Annotated in this window: 11 protein-coding genes and 1 CRISPR repeat array; of the genes, 8 read left to right on the forward strand and 3 right to left on the reverse strand. The window is 71.1% G+C overall.

The features are described 5' to 3' along the window. Positions 1 to 37: 37 nt before the first annotated feature. Positions 38 to 1,198, reverse strand: a complete 1,161-nt coding sequence (gene ccmI, locus V5F75_RS19645; RefSeq protein WP_394035203.1) for a c-type cytochrome biogenesis protein CcmI — start codon at positions 1,196 to 1,198, stop codon at positions 38 to 40. A gap of 193 nt (positions 1,199 to 1,391) precedes the next feature. On the opposite strand from ccmI, the gene V5F75_RS19650 reads away from it, so the two are divergent. Both V5F75_RS19650 and V5F75_RS19655 read left to right on the forward strand, forming a co-directional pair. Further along, complete coding sequence (locus V5F75_RS19650; RefSeq protein WP_394035204.1) at positions 1,392 to 1,811, forward strand: YidB family protein; 420 nt, start codon at positions 1,392 to 1,394, stop codon at positions 1,809 to 1,811. A 150-nt stretch (positions 1,812 to 1,961) separates the two neighbouring features. After that, the gene (locus V5F75_RS19655; protein ID WP_394035205.1) at positions 1,962 to 4,154 is read left to right on the forward strand and encodes a transglycosylase domain-containing protein; all 2,193 of its coding nucleotides are present in this window, start codon (positions 1,962 to 1,964) and stop codon (positions 4,152 to 4,154) included. 308 nt (positions 4,155 to 4,462) lie between these two features. On the opposite strand, the gene V5F75_RS19660 is transcribed toward V5F75_RS19655, so the two are convergent. Further along, positions 4,463 to 5,506, reverse strand: coding sequence for a helix-turn-helix transcriptional regulator (locus V5F75_RS19660; protein WP_394035206.1), 1,044 nt, complete (start codon positions 5,504 to 5,506; stop codon positions 4,463 to 4,465). 300 nt (positions 5,507 to 5,806) lie between these two features. On the opposite strand from V5F75_RS19660, the gene V5F75_RS19665 reads away from it, so the two are divergent. The 3 genes from V5F75_RS19665 to V5F75_RS19675 are packed head-to-tail and all read left to right on the forward strand — an operon-like array spanning position 5,807 to position 9,896. Next, entirely contained in the window at positions 5,807 to 8,056 is a 2,250-nt protein-coding gene (locus V5F75_RS19665) for a TonB-dependent siderophore receptor (RefSeq protein WP_394035207.1), read from the forward strand. After that, positions 8,056 to 9,039: an alpha/beta hydrolase gene (locus tag V5F75_RS19670; RefSeq protein WP_394035208.1), complete on the forward strand. Its 984-nt coding sequence runs from the start codon at positions 8,056 to 8,058 to the stop codon at positions 9,037 to 9,039. The genes V5F75_RS19665 and V5F75_RS19670 overlap by 1 nt, the downstream gene beginning before the upstream one ends. Then, positions 9,036 to 9,896 carry a siderophore-interacting protein gene (locus V5F75_RS19675; protein WP_394035209.1) on the forward strand — a complete coding sequence of 287 codons (861 nt, stop codon included), beginning with the start codon at positions 9,036 to 9,038 and terminating at the stop codon, positions 9,894 to 9,896. Before V5F75_RS19670 ends, V5F75_RS19675 begins: the two co-directional genes overlap by 4 nt. Positions 9,897 to 10,060: 164 nt before the next feature. On the opposite strand, the gene ubiG is transcribed toward V5F75_RS19675, so the two are convergent. Continuing rightward, positions 10,061 to 10,801 (reverse strand): bifunctional 2-polyprenyl-6-hydroxyphenol methylase/3-demethylubiquinol 3-O-methyltransferase UbiG, encoded by a 741-nt coding sequence (gene ubiG / locus V5F75_RS19680; protein WP_394035210.1) that lies wholly within the window; start codon positions 10,799 to 10,801, stop codon positions 10,061 to 10,063. Between the two features lie 239 nt (positions 10,802 to 11,040). Between ubiG and V5F75_RS19685 the strand changes: the two genes are divergently transcribed. The 3 genes from V5F75_RS19685 (at position 11,041) to fdxA (ending at position 15,117) form a co-directional block, all read left to right on the forward strand. Next, the gene (locus V5F75_RS19685; RefSeq protein WP_394035211.1) at positions 11,041 to 14,307 is read left to right on the forward strand and encodes a helicase-related protein; all 3,267 of its coding nucleotides are present in this window, start codon (positions 11,041 to 11,043) and stop codon (positions 14,305 to 14,307) included. 102 nt (positions 14,308 to 14,409) lie between these two features. Then, on the forward strand, positions 14,410 to 14,700 hold the full coding sequence (locus tag V5F75_RS19690; RefSeq protein WP_394035232.1) for an RNA-binding S4 domain-containing protein: 291 nt from the start codon (positions 14,410 to 14,412) through the stop codon (positions 14,698 to 14,700). An 81-nt stretch (positions 14,701 to 14,781) separates the two neighbouring features. Further along, a complete protein-coding gene (gene fdxA, locus V5F75_RS19695; RefSeq protein ID WP_394035212.1) occupies positions 14,782 to 15,117 on the forward strand; it encodes a ferredoxin FdxA in 336 nt (111 codons plus the stop codon). A gap of 340 nt (positions 15,118 to 15,457) precedes the next feature. Continuing rightward, positions 15,458 to 16,638: direct repeats of the CRISPR family, unit length 32 nt; unit sequence GTTTCGATCCACGCCCCCGCACGGGGGGCGAC. The last annotated feature ends 141 nt before the right edge of the window (positions 16,639 to 16,779 follow it).

Raw genomic sequence — 16,779 nt, forward strand, 5'->3', positions numbered from 1 at the left:
TGGTCCTCCCGAAATATCTTGTGCGCCGGCGCCATGGTCAGCTCCCGAGCCCCAGGTCCTTCTCGGCCGCGTCGATGCGCGCCAGCGCCTCGGCGTTGCCGGCGAAGGCGGCCCGCGCGGAGGCGAGCGCCCCCTTGGCCTTTTCGCCCTCGCCCAGCACCTTGAAGGCGCGCGCGAGGCGCAGCCAGCCGTCGAGATCCTCGGGCGCGGCGGAAAGGCGATCCTGCAGCCTCTGCACCATACCGCGAATCATGGTGCTTCTGTCACCGGCGGACATGGCGGCGGCATTGGCGACGTCGGCGGCCGAGGGGCCGGGCGCCGCCGCAGCCGGCGCCTTCTCCGCACCGCTGCCCTCGCCCGCGGCGCCCTGCACGCGGGCCAGCGCCTTGCGCAGCAGCGGCAGATAAGGCGCGTCCGCGGGCGTGCGGGCGAGCATGGCGCTCCAGATGGCGGCGGCATCGGCGGCGCGGCCGTCCTGCTCGGCGGCGAGGCCCAGGAAATAGCTGGCGCGCGGCTCGTCGGGGTCCAGCTTCACGGCATCCTGGAACGCCCTGAGCGCATCGGCGGTGACGATGCCGTTGGCGGACATCACCAGCACCTCGCCTAGGGCGGAATAGCGCAGCGCCGTCGGCCCCAGCATGCGGATGGCCTGGGCGTGGGCGCGGGCCGCGTCGTCCAGCCGGCCGAGGCGCAGGTAGATGGGGGCGAGCACCTCGTAGCCGGCGCCGTCGTCCGGGTTGCGGGCGAGGTGCTCCTCCACCTTGCGCACCAGGATGGCGACGTCGCCACGATCGGCCGGCGCGGCCAGCCGCTCGGCCAGCGGCGCGCCGGGCAGGCCGGGCGAGCCGAGATAGAGGTAGAGGCCGGCGCCGAGCAGGGGCACCACCAGCAGCGCCATGACAGCGGCGGCGCGGCGGCGGCGGGTGCCGCCCTCCTGCGCCCCGGCCTCGGCGGCGCCGGCGGCATCGGCCGCCAGCATCCGGCGCGCCACCTCGGTGCGGGCGGCCTCCGCCTGCTCGGGCGGCAGGCGGCCGCTCTCGCGGTCGCGGTCGATCTCGGCGAGCTGGTCGCGGTAGACGGCGAGGTCTCCCTCCCGCTCGCCCTTCAGGGCGCGGGCGCGGCTCAGCGGCCACAGCACCGCCAGGGCGGCAATGGCGGTCATGAGCGCGAACAGGGTAAACAGGGGCGCAGACATCATCTCTTAGCCGTTAGCCGCAGTCCCGCCGAAAGCACAAGGCCACATCCCGCCTCAGCGGCGCGGAGCCGCAGGGGCGCCGCGACTTGTGATCGACTCCGCGCGCGTCTTCCGGTAGACGGGACGCAGCCGCGGGAGGCGCTTCCGCCCCGGATCAACCAGCCGACAATCAACCAGCCGACACGGAGATAGGGCCATGGGACTGTTCGATCAGATGGTGGGCGGCGTTCTCAACAACATGCTCGCGAAGGCCGGCGGCACGGAAGGCGTCGGTGGCCTGCTGAGCGCCGCCATGAGCGGGCCCATGGCCCAGGCGCTGCCGGGCATGCTGGACGGCGCCCTCGCCAAGACCTCCTTCGGCAGCATCGACGGCCTGCTGGCCCAGCTCAAGGACGCCGGCCTCGGCGATCAGGTGTCGAGCTGGCTCTCCAGCGGCACCAACCTGCCGGTGAGCTCCGAGCAGCTCCTGTCCGCCCTGGGCGAGACCCAGATTGGCCAGCTCGCCGCCGGCATCGGCCTCACCCCCGACAAGCTCTCCGACCTCCTCGCCCAGTACCTGCCGGGCCTGGTGGACAAGCTGAGCCCCAACGGCGTGCTGGAACTGCCCAAGGCCTGAGGCCGCGCGGGGGCCAGAACCTCTTGGCCATTGCGCCGCGGCCGCGAAATCGCCACCTTCGAGGCGTGGCAGATGATGCGGCCGCGCCCCGTCGGCGCGTCCGCCGCAGAAGGTGAGCCCTGACCCGTGCCCGCGCCTGAGCGTCCCTCCATGAAGACCCGGCTGCGCAACGCGCTGCTGGCGTTCGATGCTTTTCTCGATTCCTCGCTGTTCGGCCTCGGCAGCCGCACCCGGCGGGCGCTTTCCTCCTATGCGGCGTTCACCGAGAACTTCAACATCGGCGGCGTGGCGGGCTTCTTCATCGGGCTGGCGTCGGAGGCCTTCACCCTCGGCACCATCGGGGCGGTGGCGGTGCTGGCCCTCGCCATTCCCGCCTTCCACGAGACCTCCGACGACTGGCTGAAGCGCACCGAGCTCGCCGTCACCTTCCTCGACCGCTACGGCAACATCATCGGCGAGCGCGGCGTGCGGCAGAACGATACCGTGCCGCTGGAAGACTTCCCCGATCATCTCATCAAGGCCACCCTCGCCACCGAGGACCGGCGCTTCTACGAGCATTGGGGCATCGACATCTCCGGCACCTTCCGCGCCGTGGTCACCAACGCGCGGGCGGGCGGCGTGCGGCAGGGCGGCTCCTCCCTGTCCCAGCAGCTCGCCAAGAACCTCTTCCTGAACAACGAGCGCACCCTCGAGCGCAAGATCAAGGAAGCGTTCCTCGCCATCTGGCTGGAAGCGCGGCTCACCAAGAGCCAGATCCTGAAGCTCTATCTCGACCGCGCCTATCTCGGCGGCGGCGCCTATGGCGTGGACGCGGCGGCGCGCTATTATTTCGGCAAGTCGGTGCGCGAGGTGAACCTCGCGGAAGCGGCGATGATGGCGGGCCTGTTCAAGGCCCCCTCCAAATACGCGCCGCACGTGAACCTGCCCGCCGCCCGCGCCCGCGCCTCCACCGTGCTGGACAATCTCGTGGATGCCGGCTTCATGACCGAGGGCCAGGTGTTCGGCGCCCGCCGCAACCCGGCCACCCCCGTGGACCGCCGCGACGAGGCGGTGCCGGACTATTATCTCGACTACGCCTTCGCCGAGGTGAAGAAGCTGGTGGACCAGCTTCCCGCCTCCGTCACCGAGCGCATCTTCGTGGTGCGCACCGGGCTCGACCCCAATATCCAGAAGGTTTCGGAAGCCGCCATCGACCAGTCGCTGCGCGAGTTCGGGCGGGACTACAAGGTCACCCAGGGCGGCACCGTGGTGATGGAGCCCAACGGCACCCTGCGCGCCATGGTGGGCGGGCGCGACTATGGCGAGAGCCAGTTCAACCGCGCCACCGACGCCCTGCGCCAGCCCGGCTCCTCCTTCAAGCCGTTCGTCTACACCGTGGCGCTCATGAACGGCTTCAAGCCCTCGACCATCGTGCAGGACGCGCCCATCTGCCTCGGCAACTGGTGCCCGCAGAACTACGGGCGCTCCTACATGGGCTCCATCACGCTGCAGACCGCCCTGCAGCACTCGCTGAACACGGTGGCGGTGCGCCTCGCCGAGAAGTTCGGGCGCAAGAAGATCGTGGACCTCGCCCACCAGATGGGCATCCGCACGCCGCTGCCCATCTCCGCGCCGCTGCCGCTCGGCGCCGCCGAGGTGACGCTGGTGGACATGACCACCGCCTATTCCGTGTTCGCCAACGGCGGGCGCAGCGTCTACCCCCACGCCGTGGTGGAGATGCGGATCGGCAATGGCGACGTGGTGTGGCGCTTCGACCGCGACGCGCCCGCCCCGGTGCAGATCATCCCCACCCAGCAGCTCAACGACATCAACACCATGCTCAACAACGTGGTGGAGAACGGCACCGGCCGCCGGGCCCGCCTCGTGAATTCCAAGGTGGCGGGCAAGACCGGCACCACCAACGCCTATCGCGACGCCTGGTTCATGGGCTTCACCGGGAATTACGTGGCGGGCGTGTGGTTCGGCAACGACGACTACGCCTCCATGAACAAGATGACGGGCGGCGCGCTGCCGGCCATGACCTGGCAGAAGATCATGGCCTATGCCCACCAGGGCATCGACATCAAGCCGATCCCCGGCGTCACCTCGCCCATCCCGAAGCTGGACGAGGCGCCGGTGCCCATCGAGGTGCCGGGGCTCGCCGATTCCCAAAGGCCCGTGACGCTCTCGCCCAAGTCCGCGGACCAGCTCGCGGCCCTGGAGCGGCTGCTGAAGGATGCCGAGAACGCGGCCGGGGTGCCCGCCGCCGCCCCACCCGCCGGCCGGCTGCCCCCGCCGGTGGCGCCGCTGCCGCCCACGAAGCCGCTGCGCACCGGCGAGGCCGGAACCGCGCCGCGCGGCTAGCGCATTTCAGGCGAAGCGGATGCCGGCTCGCCTGAAGCACATGCGTGGGTTCAAGAAGCCGGGGCGATGGCCGCGAGCCGGTGCGCGCGGAACAGGCTCGGCGGACATCGGCGCGTCGCACACGCTCCCACGCCAAAGGCCCGGAGGGCTCGGTTCCTGGGCCGTGCCCCCGCCCGCGCCGCGCATGAACGAAACCCGCCCGGCCCCGTCCTTCGGCCGGTGTCGCAAGCGTCCGTGTATCGCGCCCCCGCGCAAGACCACCGCTCCCTCCGGGCTTGCGCCGGTGCCGTGGCGGGAACCTCCCGGCCTCAGCCACCCCGGCCCCTCTCCCGCCACGCCTTCGGCGAGACGCCGAAGGCGCGCTTGAAGGCGGTGGAGAAGTTGGCGGCCGAGCCGTAGCCCGCCACGAACGCCGCCTGCGCCACCGTGAGGCCCTCGGCCGCGAGCCCATCCCGCGCCAGCTCCAGCTTGCGGCGGCGCACATAGTCGAACACCGTGGTGCCGAAGGCGCCGCGGAAGGCGCGCTGGAGCGAATTGACGCTCATGCCCGCCTCACGGGCGATCTCCTCCAGGCTCAGCTCGCGCCGCAGGTGCGCCTCGATGAAATCGTGCACGCTCCACATCCGCTCGCGCTCGCGCGGGCGCAGGGCCGCGATCGCCTCGCCCTCGGCGCCGGTGTCGAGCAGGCCGAGCGCGCCCACCACCAGCTCCAAGGCCCGGCTTTCGGCGTAGAGGCCCGCCAGCAGCGGCCCGTAGCCGGGCGGCGCGAGGATCTGCCCCGCCAGCGCCGCCATGTGGGCGGAGGGACGCCAGCGCGCGTTGGCGCCGTGGTCGCGGCAGAAGGCGAGCACCGCCTGGTGCCGCGCATCGTCGTGGTGCTCGCGCTCCAGCCAGCCTTCGGGCAGGAAGATGTTGACCTTGCGCACCCGCGTGCCGCGCCGGCCATGGCGCTCGAAGAGGTCGGGCTCGGCCCGCGCCATCAGCGCCCCCTGCGCCCCATCGGCGGCGCCGACGTGCAGCGGGCGGCCGCCCAGGGAGATGTCCGCCTCCCCCTCCAGGAACAGGGAGATGGTGAGCCCCGCCCCGTGCACCACGCGGGTGGTGGTGTCGTGCAGGTCGGCGGCGTCGGTGGCGTGCAGCACCATGCCGCTGCGCAGCGGGCTGAGCAGGTAGCGCCCGCGCAGCAGCGCGCCGTCGGCCCCGAGCCTCGGGGTGACGAGATGGAAGTCGCGCCCCGCCACATGCGAAAGGGCGGCGATGTCGCGGGAGCGCACCAGCGCGCCGCGCGCGGGCGGCCGCTGCGGCGTCTCCGTCTCTTCCGGCGGAGGCTTGGGCGCATCGGAACGGGTCATGCCCCGCATGAACGCGGCGCGGGAGGGGGGCTGTCAAGCATCGGGCGATGAATTGAATTTAGTATTGTTCCAGATTGCTGTTTGAATGCCCGCCTTGAGCGCGAAACCGGCCTCTCGAAACGCTCAAATTTCAAACAACCGGGTCTTTCGCAAACGAATTATACGATCACGCAAAGCCATTCCTTCTGGAGATGGGCTGAAGGCGTCAGCTACAACAGGACCACCAGCCGGGGCCAGCCATGCAAGTCAGCGCCACGCCCGGCGCAACTTGGGCGATATTCGCCACCAGCGGGGATCTTCATGACCGGACCGAAGCGCGCGCCCGCAGAGCGCAGCCGCATGCGCCTTCTGCTTTCAGGCACCCTCCTGTCCGGCGCCGCCGCGGCCCTTCTCGCCACGATGCCCGCGGCCCGCGCCCAGCAGGCCGCCGCGCAGCCCGCCCAGGGCGACATCGCCCTCGAAACCGTGCAGGTGCAGGCGGAGAAGAAGCTCCAGCAGGAGGTGTTCACCGAGGGGCTCGACACCTACAGCGCCAACATCACCACCATCGGCGTCGGCACCCCCACCAGCGTGCGGGAGATCCCCCAGTCCATCTCCACTGTCACCAGCCAGCGCATGGACGACCAGAACTTCACCCAGCTCGAGGACGCCATGCGCCGCACCACCGGCATGGTCATCCTCGCCAACGACCAGGGCCGCTCCTCCATCTTCTCGCGCGGGTTCGAGATCGACACCCTCCTGGTGAACAACCTGCCGGCGCCGCTCTCCTCCATCCTCGGCACCCAGCCCGACCTCTTCATCTTCGACCGCCTCGACGTGCTGAAGGGCCCCGCCGGCCTGTTCTACGGCGGCTCGGCCGGCAACAACGCGGGACCCGCCGGCATCATCAACGGCACACTGAAGCCCGCCCTCGCCAAGCCCTTCCTCAATTCCGAGCTGAGCTACGGCTCCTGGGACTTCCTGCGCGCCGAGGTGGACGCCGGCGGCAAGCTGAACGAGGCCGGCACCGTGCGCGCCCGCATCGGCGGCGCCTTCCAGAACCGCGACTCGTTCGTGGACCTCAACGAGAACCAGGTGTGGGTGGGCTACGGCACCCTCGCCTTCGACATCACCGAGAACACCAGCCTCTCTCTCTATGCCTGGCACCAGGAGCGCGACATCACGCCCTTCAACGGGCTGCCGGCCATCAACCTCGGCAACGGCACCGGCGAATTGCTCGATGTCGCCCGCTCCACCTTCGTCGGCGCCGGGTGGAACCGCTTCGACAACGAGAGCACCGACTATCTCGTGGAGCTGAAGCACGACCTCGACAACGGCGGCGAGGCCAAGGCGTCGCTGCGCTACACCGATCGCGACATCGACTACAAATACGCCTACGCCCGCACCGCCATGAGCACCAGGGCCGCGACCTTCGGCGACGTGGGCATGCAGTACACCGCCGCCCAGGTGACCCAGAGCGCCCTTTCCGGCGACGTCCACGTGGCCACGCCCTTCACCCTGTTCGGCCAGGAGCACCAGCTCACCGCGGGCGCGGACTTCCAGCTCATGGACCAGACCCAGTGGTCGCCCACCGCCACCACCCTGCCCGGCACCTACAACGTCTACCGGCCGACCCCCTGGACGGTGGCCGAGCCGGTCACCAATTACAACCGCGAGAGCACCACCGACCCCGACCAGTGGGGCCTCTACGGCCAGGCGCGCATCAATCCCATCGACCAGCTCCACGTGCTGCTGGGCGGCCGCTTCGCCTGGTATGACGCGACCTCCACCGTCAACACCCTCACCGGCACCAGGCTCACCACCACCAGCTCCGACGTGGACGTGGCCGGCGAGTTCCTGCCCTACGCGGGCCTCGTCATCGACATGACGAAGGAAATCTCCCTCTACGGCAGCTACGCCACCACCTTCGTGCCCCAGACCGAGCTGAACGCCGCCGGCGACGTGCTCCAGCCCCGCCAGGGCTACCAGTACGAGGGGGGCGTGAAGGGTTCCTTCCTGGACGGGGCGCTCAACGCCTCGCTGGCCATGTTCCTCATCCGCGACGACAATCGCGCCCTCGCCACCAATGTGGCCAACGTGTACGTGGCCTCGGGCGAGGTGCAGGTTTCCGGCTGGGAAGCGGAGGTGAGCGGGCGCCTCGCCCCCGGATGGGACATCTACGCCGGCTACACCTACACTGAGACCGAATACCTCACCGCCACGCCGGCGCAGCTCCAGGCGGGCTTCAGCACCTACACGCCGCGCAACAACTACAACCTATGGACCAAGTACGAGTTTCAGGAGGGCGCGCTGCGCGGCTTCCATGTGGCGGGCGGCGTCAAGATCCTCTCCAGCTTCTACACCATCTCCAACAACGTGAAGCTCACCGAGGACGGATACACGGTGGTGGACGTGCAGGCCGGATACAAATTCAACGACAACTGGAAGGCCACCTTCACCGTCACGAACCTGCTCGACGAGGTCTACTACCAGCGCGTCGGCTCGGTCGCTTTGTTCAACTTCTACGGCGAGCCGCGCGGCTACTGGCTGAAGGTGAGCGCGACCTACTGATGATGAAGCGCTTCCTTCCCCTGCGGCGTGCCGGCGCCCTCCTCCTCGCCCTCGCGGCGGGGCTCGGCGGGGCACGCGCCCCGGCCGCCGCCCCCCTCACCCTGCCGGGCGCCGAGGAGCGCACGGTGGTCTCGAAGGCGGGCCTCGCCTACCGCATCTTCATCGCCCTGCCCCGGGAGCCGCCGCCGCCCTCGGGCTATCCCGTGCTCTACGTGCTCGACGGCAATGCGGTCGCCGGCACCCTCTCCGATTATGCGCGCACCCAGGCCCGCAGCCAGGGCGGGCTCATCCAGCCGGCGGTGCTGGTGGCGGTGGGCTATCCCGGGGACGCGCCCCACAACATGCCCCGCCGGGCGCGGGACCTCACCCCCGCGCCGGCCACGGCCGGCGGCTCCGGCACCTACCTGAAGCCGGAGGACACGGGCTTCGCGGATGCCTTTCTCGCCTTCCTGGTGGACGAGCTGAGACCCGCCATCGCCGCCGATTTCCCCACCGATCCCGCGCGCCAGGGGCTGATGGGCCATTCCTTCGGCGGGCTGTTCACGCTGCATGCGCTGTTCACCCGGCCGGCGGCCTTCTCCACCTACGTCGCCGCCAGCCCCTCCCTCTGGTGGGCCGACGGGGCGATCCTGAAGGAGGAGGACGCCTTCGCCGCCCACCCGCCGCAGGGCCGCCGGCGCCTGCTCGTCACCGTGGGCGGCCAGGAGCAGCAGCTTCACCCCGGCCTCGCCGGCCAGCCCCAGGCCGAGGCTGTCGCCCGGCGCCTCGCCGAGCGGCGAATGGTGGACTCCGCGCGAGAGCTCTCCGAGCGCCTCGCCGCCCTGCCGGGCACGCCGGTGGCGGTGCGCTTCGAGGTTTTCCCCGGCCAGACCCACGCCTCCGCCGCGCCCCATGCGCTGCTGGCGGGGCTTGAGTTCTTCCTGGGGCCGCAGGCGGCACCGGAGCGCGCGGATGGCGCCGGCGACAGGGCGGGAACGCCATGACCGCCGCGCTTGCCCGGCGCTACCACGGCATAAGGGTGCTGGAGGTGCTGCGCGTGGAGGAGGTGAGCGCGCGCATGCGGCGGATCGTGCTCGGCGGGCCGGAGATCGAAGGCTTCGGCAGGGGGCCGAACATCAAGCTGCTGATCCCGCCCGAGGGCGTTTCGCAGCCGCAATGGCCGATCGCGGGGCCGGACGGGGCGCCGCTGTGGCCACCGCCGGAGCTGCGGCCGGTGCCGCGCACCTACTCCGTCCGCCGCTTCGATCCCGCACGCGGGGAGCTCTGGGTGGATTTCGTGCGGCATGGCCATGAGGGGCCGGCGGCGCGCTTCGTGCGCCGGGCGCGGCCGGGCGACGTGATCGGCGTCGGCGGTCCGGGCGGGCGGGCGCTGCCGGACGCGGAAACGGTGCTGCTGGCGGGCGACCTCAGCGGCCTTCCCTCCATCGCCGCCATCCTGGAGCGCCTGCCGCGCACGACGCGTGGCCACGCCGTCCTGGAAGTGGCGGACGCGGGCGACGAATTGGACCTCGCGGCCCCGCCGGGCGTGCGCCTCGTCTATCTCCATCGCGGAAGCGCGGCCGCCGGCACCACCCGCCTGCTGGAGGAGGCGGTGCGCGCCGCAAGCCTCCCCGCGCGCGGGTTCGCCGCCTGGGTGGCCGCCGAATCGTCCGCCGCGCGCGCCCTGCGCGCCCACCTGCGGGACGAGCGGGGCCTCGGCGTCCGCGCCCTGGTGGCGGTGGGCTACTGGAAGCGGGGCATGAGCGAGGGCGCCTACCACGACGCCCACGACCATGACCGGGACGCCGACTACCACCGCGCCGCGCGACAGGAACAGGAGGAGCGGAAAGCCCCCTCCTGAAGGCGGGAGCGGCTGGCCCGCCCTTTTTCCGCGCCCGTGCGCCGATGGCGCGAACGGCCGTTGCGACGAAGGCCCGTGAGCATGTCGCGCCTGGACCCTCGGCCGCGCCCGCGCGGCGCTCGACCGGGATCGCACCTGCTTGCCGAAGACCGGGGCCGACGGGATCAGACCCGCTGCGCCACCATGAAATAGTTCACGTCGAGATCGCTGGAGAGCTTGAACTCGCGCGTGAGCGGATTGTAGACGAGCCCCGCCTTCTCGCTGGGCGCATAGCCGGCGGCGGCCAGCGTCGCCTCCAGTTCGTCGGGAGTGATGAACTTGTCCCAGCGGTGGGTGCCCGGCGGCAGCCAGCGCAGCACATATTCCGCCCCCACGATGGCGAGCGCGAAGCTCTTGGCCGTGCGGTTCAGGGTGGAGAGCACGAGCACGCCCCCCTCCTCCACCAGTTGACCGGCGGTGCGCACGAACAGGCCCACGTCGGCCACGTGCTCCACCACCTCCAGCGCCACCACCGCATTGAAGCGAGAACCGCGCGCGGCCAGCTCCTCGGCGGTGGAGGGCAGGTACTCGATATCGAGCCCCGCCGCGCGCCCATGGGCGCGGGCCACCTCGATGTTGCCGGGGGCGGGATCGATGCCCGTCACCTGCGCCCCCATGCGGGCCAGGGGCTCGCTGAGCAGCCCGCCGCCGCAGCCGATATCGAGCACGCGCAGGCCGTGGAGCGGGCGCAGCGCCTTCTCGTCGCGCGAGAAATGGCGCACCAGAGCGGAGCGCAGGAAGGAGAGCCGCGCCGGATTCATGGCGTGGAGCGGGGCCATCTTGCCCTTCTCGTTCCACCACTCGGCGCCGAGCGCCTCGAAGCGGGCGACCTCCTCCGGATCGACCGTGGCGTGGGTGAGCGGCATGTTCGGCCTCCTTCTCGCCATCGGGCGGTGGAACGCTCCCGCCGGCAGCCTCAGGTGAGCTTTACGCAGCCCGCCGGCCGGCCACAAGGCCGGGCGAACGAAACGCGACGCGGCGCCGTGCCGCGATTCGCGCACCCTTTGTCGCCGTTTCGTTCCCCGAAAGGCCATCCACACCTTTCGTCCTCGCCCCGGCGACCCGATATGGTACACAAGCCCCCACACGAGAGCCGACGACACCGATGGACGACATCACCCAATGGGCCGTACTGCCGCGCATGGTGAGGGCGCGGGGGGTGAGCGCGGTTCTCGGCCCCACCAACACCGGCAAGACCCATCTCGCTATCGAGCGCATGCTCGGCCACGAGAGCGGCATCATCGGCCTGCCGCTGCGCCTGCTGGCGCGCGAGGTATACCAGCGCGTCGTCGAGAAGGTGGGCGCCAGCAACGTGGCCCTCATCACCGGCGAGGAAAAGATCAAGCCCAAGGGATCGCGCCGCTCGCCGCCGCGCTACTGGGTCTCCACCGTGGAGGCCATGCCGCGCGACCTCGACGTCGCCTTCGTGGCCATCGACGAGATCCAGGTCGCCACCGACCTCGACCGCGGCCACGTCTTCACCGATCGCCTGCTGAACCGGCGCGGCCGCCACGAGACGCTGCTGCTCGGCTCCGCCACCATGCGCCCGCTCATCGAGAAGCTGCTGCCGGGCGTGAACGTGATGATGCGGCCGCGCCTGTCCACCCTCACCTTCGCGGGCGAGCGGAAGATCTCGCGCCTGCCGCGCCGCTCGGCCATCGTCGCCTTCTCGGCGGAGGAGGTCTACGCCATCGCCGAGTTCATCCGCCGCCATCGCGGCGGGGCGGCGGTGGTGATGGGGGCGCTCTCGCCGCGCACCCGCAATGCCCAGGTCGAGCTCTACCAGTCCGGCGACGTGGACTATCTGGTGGCCACGGACGCCATCGGCATGGGCCTCAATCTCGACGTGGACCACGTGGCCTTCGCCTCGGACCGCAAGTTCGACGGCTGGCAGTTCCGCCGCCTCAACCCCTCGGAGATGGCCCAGATCGCGGGGCGCGCCGGCCGCGCCCTGCGCGATGGCTCGTTCGGCACCACCGGCCGCTGCCCCCCGTTCGAGGAGGAACTGGTCGAGCAGTTGGAGGAGCACGCATTCGACACCGCGAAGGTGTTGCAATGGCGCAACTCCCTGCCCGACTTCTCCTCCATCCGCTCGCTCCTGGCCTCTTTGTCGCAGCCCCCGCGCGAGGAGGGGCTGACCCGCGCGCCCACCGCCGACGACGTCGCCGTGCTCGAAATCATGAGCCGGGACATGGAGGTGGCGGCGCGCGTGACCTCTCCGCAGCAGGTGGAACGGCTGTGGGAAGTGTGTCAGGTTCCCGACTATCGCAAGGTGTCTCCGGGGGCCCATGCCGAGCTGGTCGCCACCCTCTTCGGGCATGTGGAAGGGGGTGGTTTCATCCCCGATGACTGGTTTCGGCGTCAAATCGCCTTGACCGATCGCGCAGAAGGCGACATCGACACGTTGTCGAGCCGGATCGCGCAGGTGAGGACTCTCACCTTCGTTGCCAACCGGCCCGACTGGCTCAAGGATCCGGAGCACTGGCAAGGCGTCACGAGAGGGGTCGAAGACAAGCTTTCCGACGCGCTGCACGAAAGGCTGGCTCAGCGTTTCGTGGATCGGCGGACCAGCGTGCTCATGCGGCGCCTGCGAGAGAAAAAGATGCTCGAAACTGAAATCAGCAAGACCGGCGACGTCACCGTCGAAGGACACGTGATCGGCCACCTCCACGGCTTCCAGTTCCAGGCGGAGCCCACCGCCGGCGGGGAAGAGGCCAAGGCGCTGCGCACCGCCGCACAGCAGGCGCTGGCCGGCGAAATCGAGGCGCGCGCGGCGCGGCTCGCCCAGGCGGTGGACGAGGCCTTCGTTCTCACCAACGACGGCACCATCCGCTGGACCGGCGAAGCGGTGGCCAAGCTCATTCCCGGCGACGAGGTGCTGAAGCCCCGCTTCAAGATCATCGCCGACGAGCACCTGACCGGCCCCGCCCGCGACCAGGTGGACGCCCGCCTCGCGCTCTGGGTTTCGGCCCATGTGGACAAGCTGCTCGGCGCGCTCCTGAAGCTCCAGGCGGCCGAGGACATCACCGGCATCGCCCGTGGCATCGCCTTCCAGATCGTCGAATCACTCGGCGTGCTGGAGCGCGCCCGCGTGGCCGAGGACATGAAGAGCCTCGACCAGACCGCCCGCGCCACCCTGCGCGGCTACGGCGTGCGATTCGGCGCCCACCACATCTACCTGCCGGCCCTGCTGAAGCCCGCGCCCCGCGCCCTGGCGCTGGAGCTCTACGCGCTCAAGCACGGCGGCCTCGCCCAGAAGGGCCTCGACGAATTGCCGCACCTTGCGGCCTCGGGGCGCACCTCCATCCCCGTGGATCACGAGATCCAGAAGGGGCTCTACCGCGCCGTGGGCTTCCGCGTGTGCGGCGAGCGCGCCGTGCGCGTGGACATCCTGGAGCGCCTCGCCGACCTCATCCGCCCGGCGCTGGACTGGCGCCCCGCCTCGCCCGGGCCCAAGCCCGCCGGCGCCGTGGACGGGCGCGGCTTCACCGTCACCGTGGGCATGACCTCGCTCGCCGGCTGCTCGGGAGAGGATTTCTCCTCCATCCTGAAGTCGCTCGGCTACCGCATGGAGCGCCGCGCGGCCCCGCCGCCGGAAGAGGCCGCCCCGGCGGACGCCGCTCCCGTGGAGCTGCCGCCCGCGCCCGAAGGCGCCATCGAGGCGGACCTGCTGTTCGACGCTCCGGCCGCCCCGGCGGCTGACGAAGAGATCGTGGCGGCCGAGGTCGCGGCCCTCGACGACGGCGCGCCGGAGGCGGCCGAAGCCGTGGCCGCGCAGGCGGTCGTGGTGGACACCGTCGCCCTGGACGCCGCGCCGACCGACGAGGCGGTGGAGGCGGAGGTCGCCGTCGAGGCCCTGGAGGCCAGCGGCGATCCCACCGCCGCCGAAACCGCGGCCGAGGTGGAGGCGCCCGCCGCCCCCGGCGGTGCCGAGGCCGTGGAGGGCGCGCCCGCCGAACCCGAGATGATCGAGGTGTGGCGTCCCGGCCGCCCGCCGGGCGCGCCGCGCCGCGAGCGCCACCAGCGTGAAGGCCAGCGCGACGGCCAGCGTTTCGGCGGCAAGGACGGCGAGCGCAAGGACGGCCACCGCCGCGGCGAGCGCCGCGAAAGCGGCCCCGGCCAGCGCCGGTTCGACCGCCCCGCCGAATCGCCGTCCGCGGAGGCCGCAAGCGGCGATGCCGAGCGCGCGCCGCGTCCGCCCCGGTCCGATCGCCCGCAGCGTGGCCCGCGCGACGAGAATCGCGCGCCACGCACGGAGCATCGTCCCGCCCACCAGGACCGCCGCCGCGACAAGCCGGTGGACCCGGACAGCCCGTTCGCCGCCCTGGCCGCCCTCAAGGCGCGCCTGGAGGCGGACAAGAAGGGCGGCTGACGCCGCAGGCCAGAGGGAGCATCGGCGCGCGTGAGGAAGACGCGGTCACGGCAGGTTCCCGAAGGGGCGCGCGGCGATGCCGCCCGCGCGCCCGGCGGGGACATGGACGCGGACGCGGCGGACGACGCGCCGGGACGCCAGCGGCTCGACCGCTGGATCTGGCACGCGCGGGTGGTGCGCACCCGCGCGGATGCCGCCGAGCTGATCCGCTCCGGTCATGTGCGGCTCGATGGCACGCGGGTGACCGCCCCCGCCCAGGCGGTGCGGGCCGGGCAGGTGCTGACCATCGCGCTCGACGCCCGTGTCAGGGTTCTGCGGGTCCTGAGCTTTTCGGAACGGCGCGGAGATGCTACATCAGCTTCCGCGCTTTTCGATGAAATCACAGAGAATTAAAGCGCAATACAGCGACGCGGCACGCACGCGCTTGCGCGCCCTCACCGGGTACGCTACGCGAGGCCGCGAAAGGGACCTGCCATGGCTTACGTCGTCACCGAGAACTGCATCCGCTGCAAGTATACGGATTGTGTCGCCGTGTGCCCCGTGGACTGCTTCTACGAGGGCGCGAACATGCTCGTCATTCACCCGGACGAGTGCATCGACTGCGGTGTGTGCGAGCCGGAATGCCCGGCCGAGGCCATCAAGCCGGATTCGGAGCCGGGCCTGGAGAAGTGGGCGGCCCTGAACGCCGAATACGCCCAGGCGTGGCCGAACATTACCATCAAGCGCGACGCTTTGCCCGACGCGAAGGAATGGGACGGCAAGCCCGGCAAGGAGCCCATGTTCTCCCCCGAGCCCGGCACCGGCGACTGAGGCCTCCCCCACCGCCCGCCCCGGCCGGCGCCTGAACGTCGACACCCACGCGGCTTTGACGACGCGCGAAACGCCTTGCCGAGAAGACCCGAGGCGCCGGGACGCACGCGCTTGAGCGGATCGGATAGCCGGGACGCGGGACGCCCGTCGGCGGCGGCGGCGTTTGCACGCCTGTCCCCAATCCACACGCAGCCTCCCCTGATGGACGAAGCTCCGCTCACAGTCCCGCAGGCAGGCACTTCCCGACGGAAACGGCAAGGCCGGCCCCGAAAGCAGGCGCGACCCACCCCCGCGCGAGTGGCCGCTCCCACCGGCCCCTCGCCCGCATCAACGACGCCATGCTTCCATCCACGTCCCCGCACGGGGGGCGACGTTCTCGCCCTGTGCCCACACGGCGTCCTGGGGCACGATGTTTCGATCCACGCCCCCGCACGGGGAGCGACCGGTAGTCATATTGGGTTCGCGGGGCGAGCGCTGCGTTTCGATCCACGCCCCCGCACGGGGGGCGACGTTTTGGACAGTGGGCGACATATCGGCGGAATAACTGTTTCGATCCACGCCCCCGCACGGGGGGCGACGCCCGGTTCGCGGGCAAGATGCTCAAGCTCCCGCAGTTTCGATCCACGCCCCCGCACGGGGGGCGACGCCCACGCGCCGCGCCATCTGGTTGCGCTCGCGAAAGCGTTTCGATCCACGCCCCCGCACGGGGGGCGACGCCGGGCAGCGAATATGGGCCGTTCACGGGCAACATGTTTCGATCCACGCCCCCGCACGGGGGGCGACTCGAAATCCAAAATGGCAATGCGCGAGCGTGCGCGAGTTTCGATCCACGCCCCCGCACGGGGGGCGACGCCGCGACCGTGAAGATGGAGAGCAGCATATCGATGTTTCGATCCACGCCCCCGCACGGGGGGCGACGGCTCAACAGCATCAAGATTGATTGCACCGCTCCCGTTTCGATCCACGCCCCCGCACGGGGGGCGACCACGCGCCGCGCCATCTGGTTGCGCTCGCGAAAGCGTTTCGATCCACGCCCCCGCACGGGGGGCGACGCGCCACCGCCCCGTACAACACCGGAGTGATCGCGGTTTCGATCCACGCCCCCGCACGGGGGGCGACTCATTCCGTCCCCGGCCGCCTCCGTGGCCGGGAAGGTTTCGATCCACGCCCCCGCACGGGGGGCGACGAGGTGGACGCGGCGGCGGATCTCGACGTGCGGCTGTTTCGATCCACGCCCCCGCACGGGGGGCGACCGCCCTCGGCCCCGGCGGCACTTTCTCAAGGCGGAGTTTCGATCCACGCCCCCGCACGGGGGGCGACTGGAGACCGTGATGTCCGCTCAAGCCTATGCCGATGTTTCGATCCACGCCCCCGCACGGGGGGCGACGTCTTCGTAGCTTCCGCCGTTGGGGAAACTCTTCCGGTTTCGATCCACGCCCCCGCACGGGGGGCGACCCTTCACGCCCTCGGGGGACAGGAGGTGGAGGGTGTTTCGATCCACGCCCCCGCACGGGGGGCGACGGCTTTGCCATAAGGCATTCGTGGGGAAAGGGGAATCGTGCGCTCAGCGCGAACCGGGGTGGCGAAGGGGGAGGAGGGGCGGCGGCGCGGGGCGCTGCGGAGCCGGCATCATGGGAAATCAAAGGCTTGGCGCTGGTGCGA

The sequence above is a fragment of the Xanthobacter albus genome, from assembly GCF_043194895.2.
Lineage (GTDB): Bacteria > Pseudomonadota > Alphaproteobacteria > Rhizobiales > Xanthobacteraceae > Xanthobacter.

Bases quoted from the DNA above. Each gene is read 5' to 3' on its own strand.
- V5F75_RS19690 (WP_394035232.1), top strand. From the start codon at position 14,410: ATGGACGCGGACGCGGCGGACGACGCGCCGGGACGCCAGCGGCTCGAC.
- ubiG (WP_394035210.1), bottom strand. From the start codon at position 10,801: ATGCCGCTCACCCACGCCACGGTCGATCCGGAGGAGGTCGCCCGCTTC.
- V5F75_RS19655 (WP_394035205.1), top strand. From the start codon at position 1,962: ATGAAGACCCGGCTGCGCAACGCGCTGCTGGCGTTCGATGCTTTTCTC.
- V5F75_RS19685 (WP_394035211.1), top strand. From the start codon at position 11,041: ATGGACGACATCACCCAATGGGCCGTACTGCCGCGCATGGTGAGGGCG.
- V5F75_RS19670 (WP_394035208.1), top strand. From the start codon at position 8,056: ATGATGAAGCGCTTCCTTCCCCTGCGGCGTGCCGGCGCCCTCCTCCTC.
- ccmI (WP_394035203.1), bottom strand. From the start codon at position 1,198: ATGATGTCTGCGCCCCTGTTTACCCTGTTCGCGCTCATGACCGCCATT.
- V5F75_RS19675 (WP_394035209.1), top strand. From the start codon at position 9,036: ATGACCGCCGCGCTTGCCCGGCGCTACCACGGCATAAGGGTGCTGGAG.
- V5F75_RS19650 (WP_394035204.1), top strand. From the start codon at position 1,392: ATGGGACTGTTCGATCAGATGGTGGGCGGCGTTCTCAACAACATGCTC.
- fdxA (WP_394035212.1), top strand. From the start codon at position 14,782: ATGGCTTACGTCGTCACCGAGAACTGCATCCGCTGCAAGTATACGGAT.
- V5F75_RS19660 (WP_394035206.1), bottom strand. From the start codon at position 5,506: ATGACCCGTTCCGATGCGCCCAAGCCTCCGCCGGAAGAGACGGAGACG.
- V5F75_RS19665 (WP_394035207.1), top strand. From the start codon at position 5,807: ATGACCGGACCGAAGCGCGCGCCCGCAGAGCGCAGCCGCATGCGCCTT.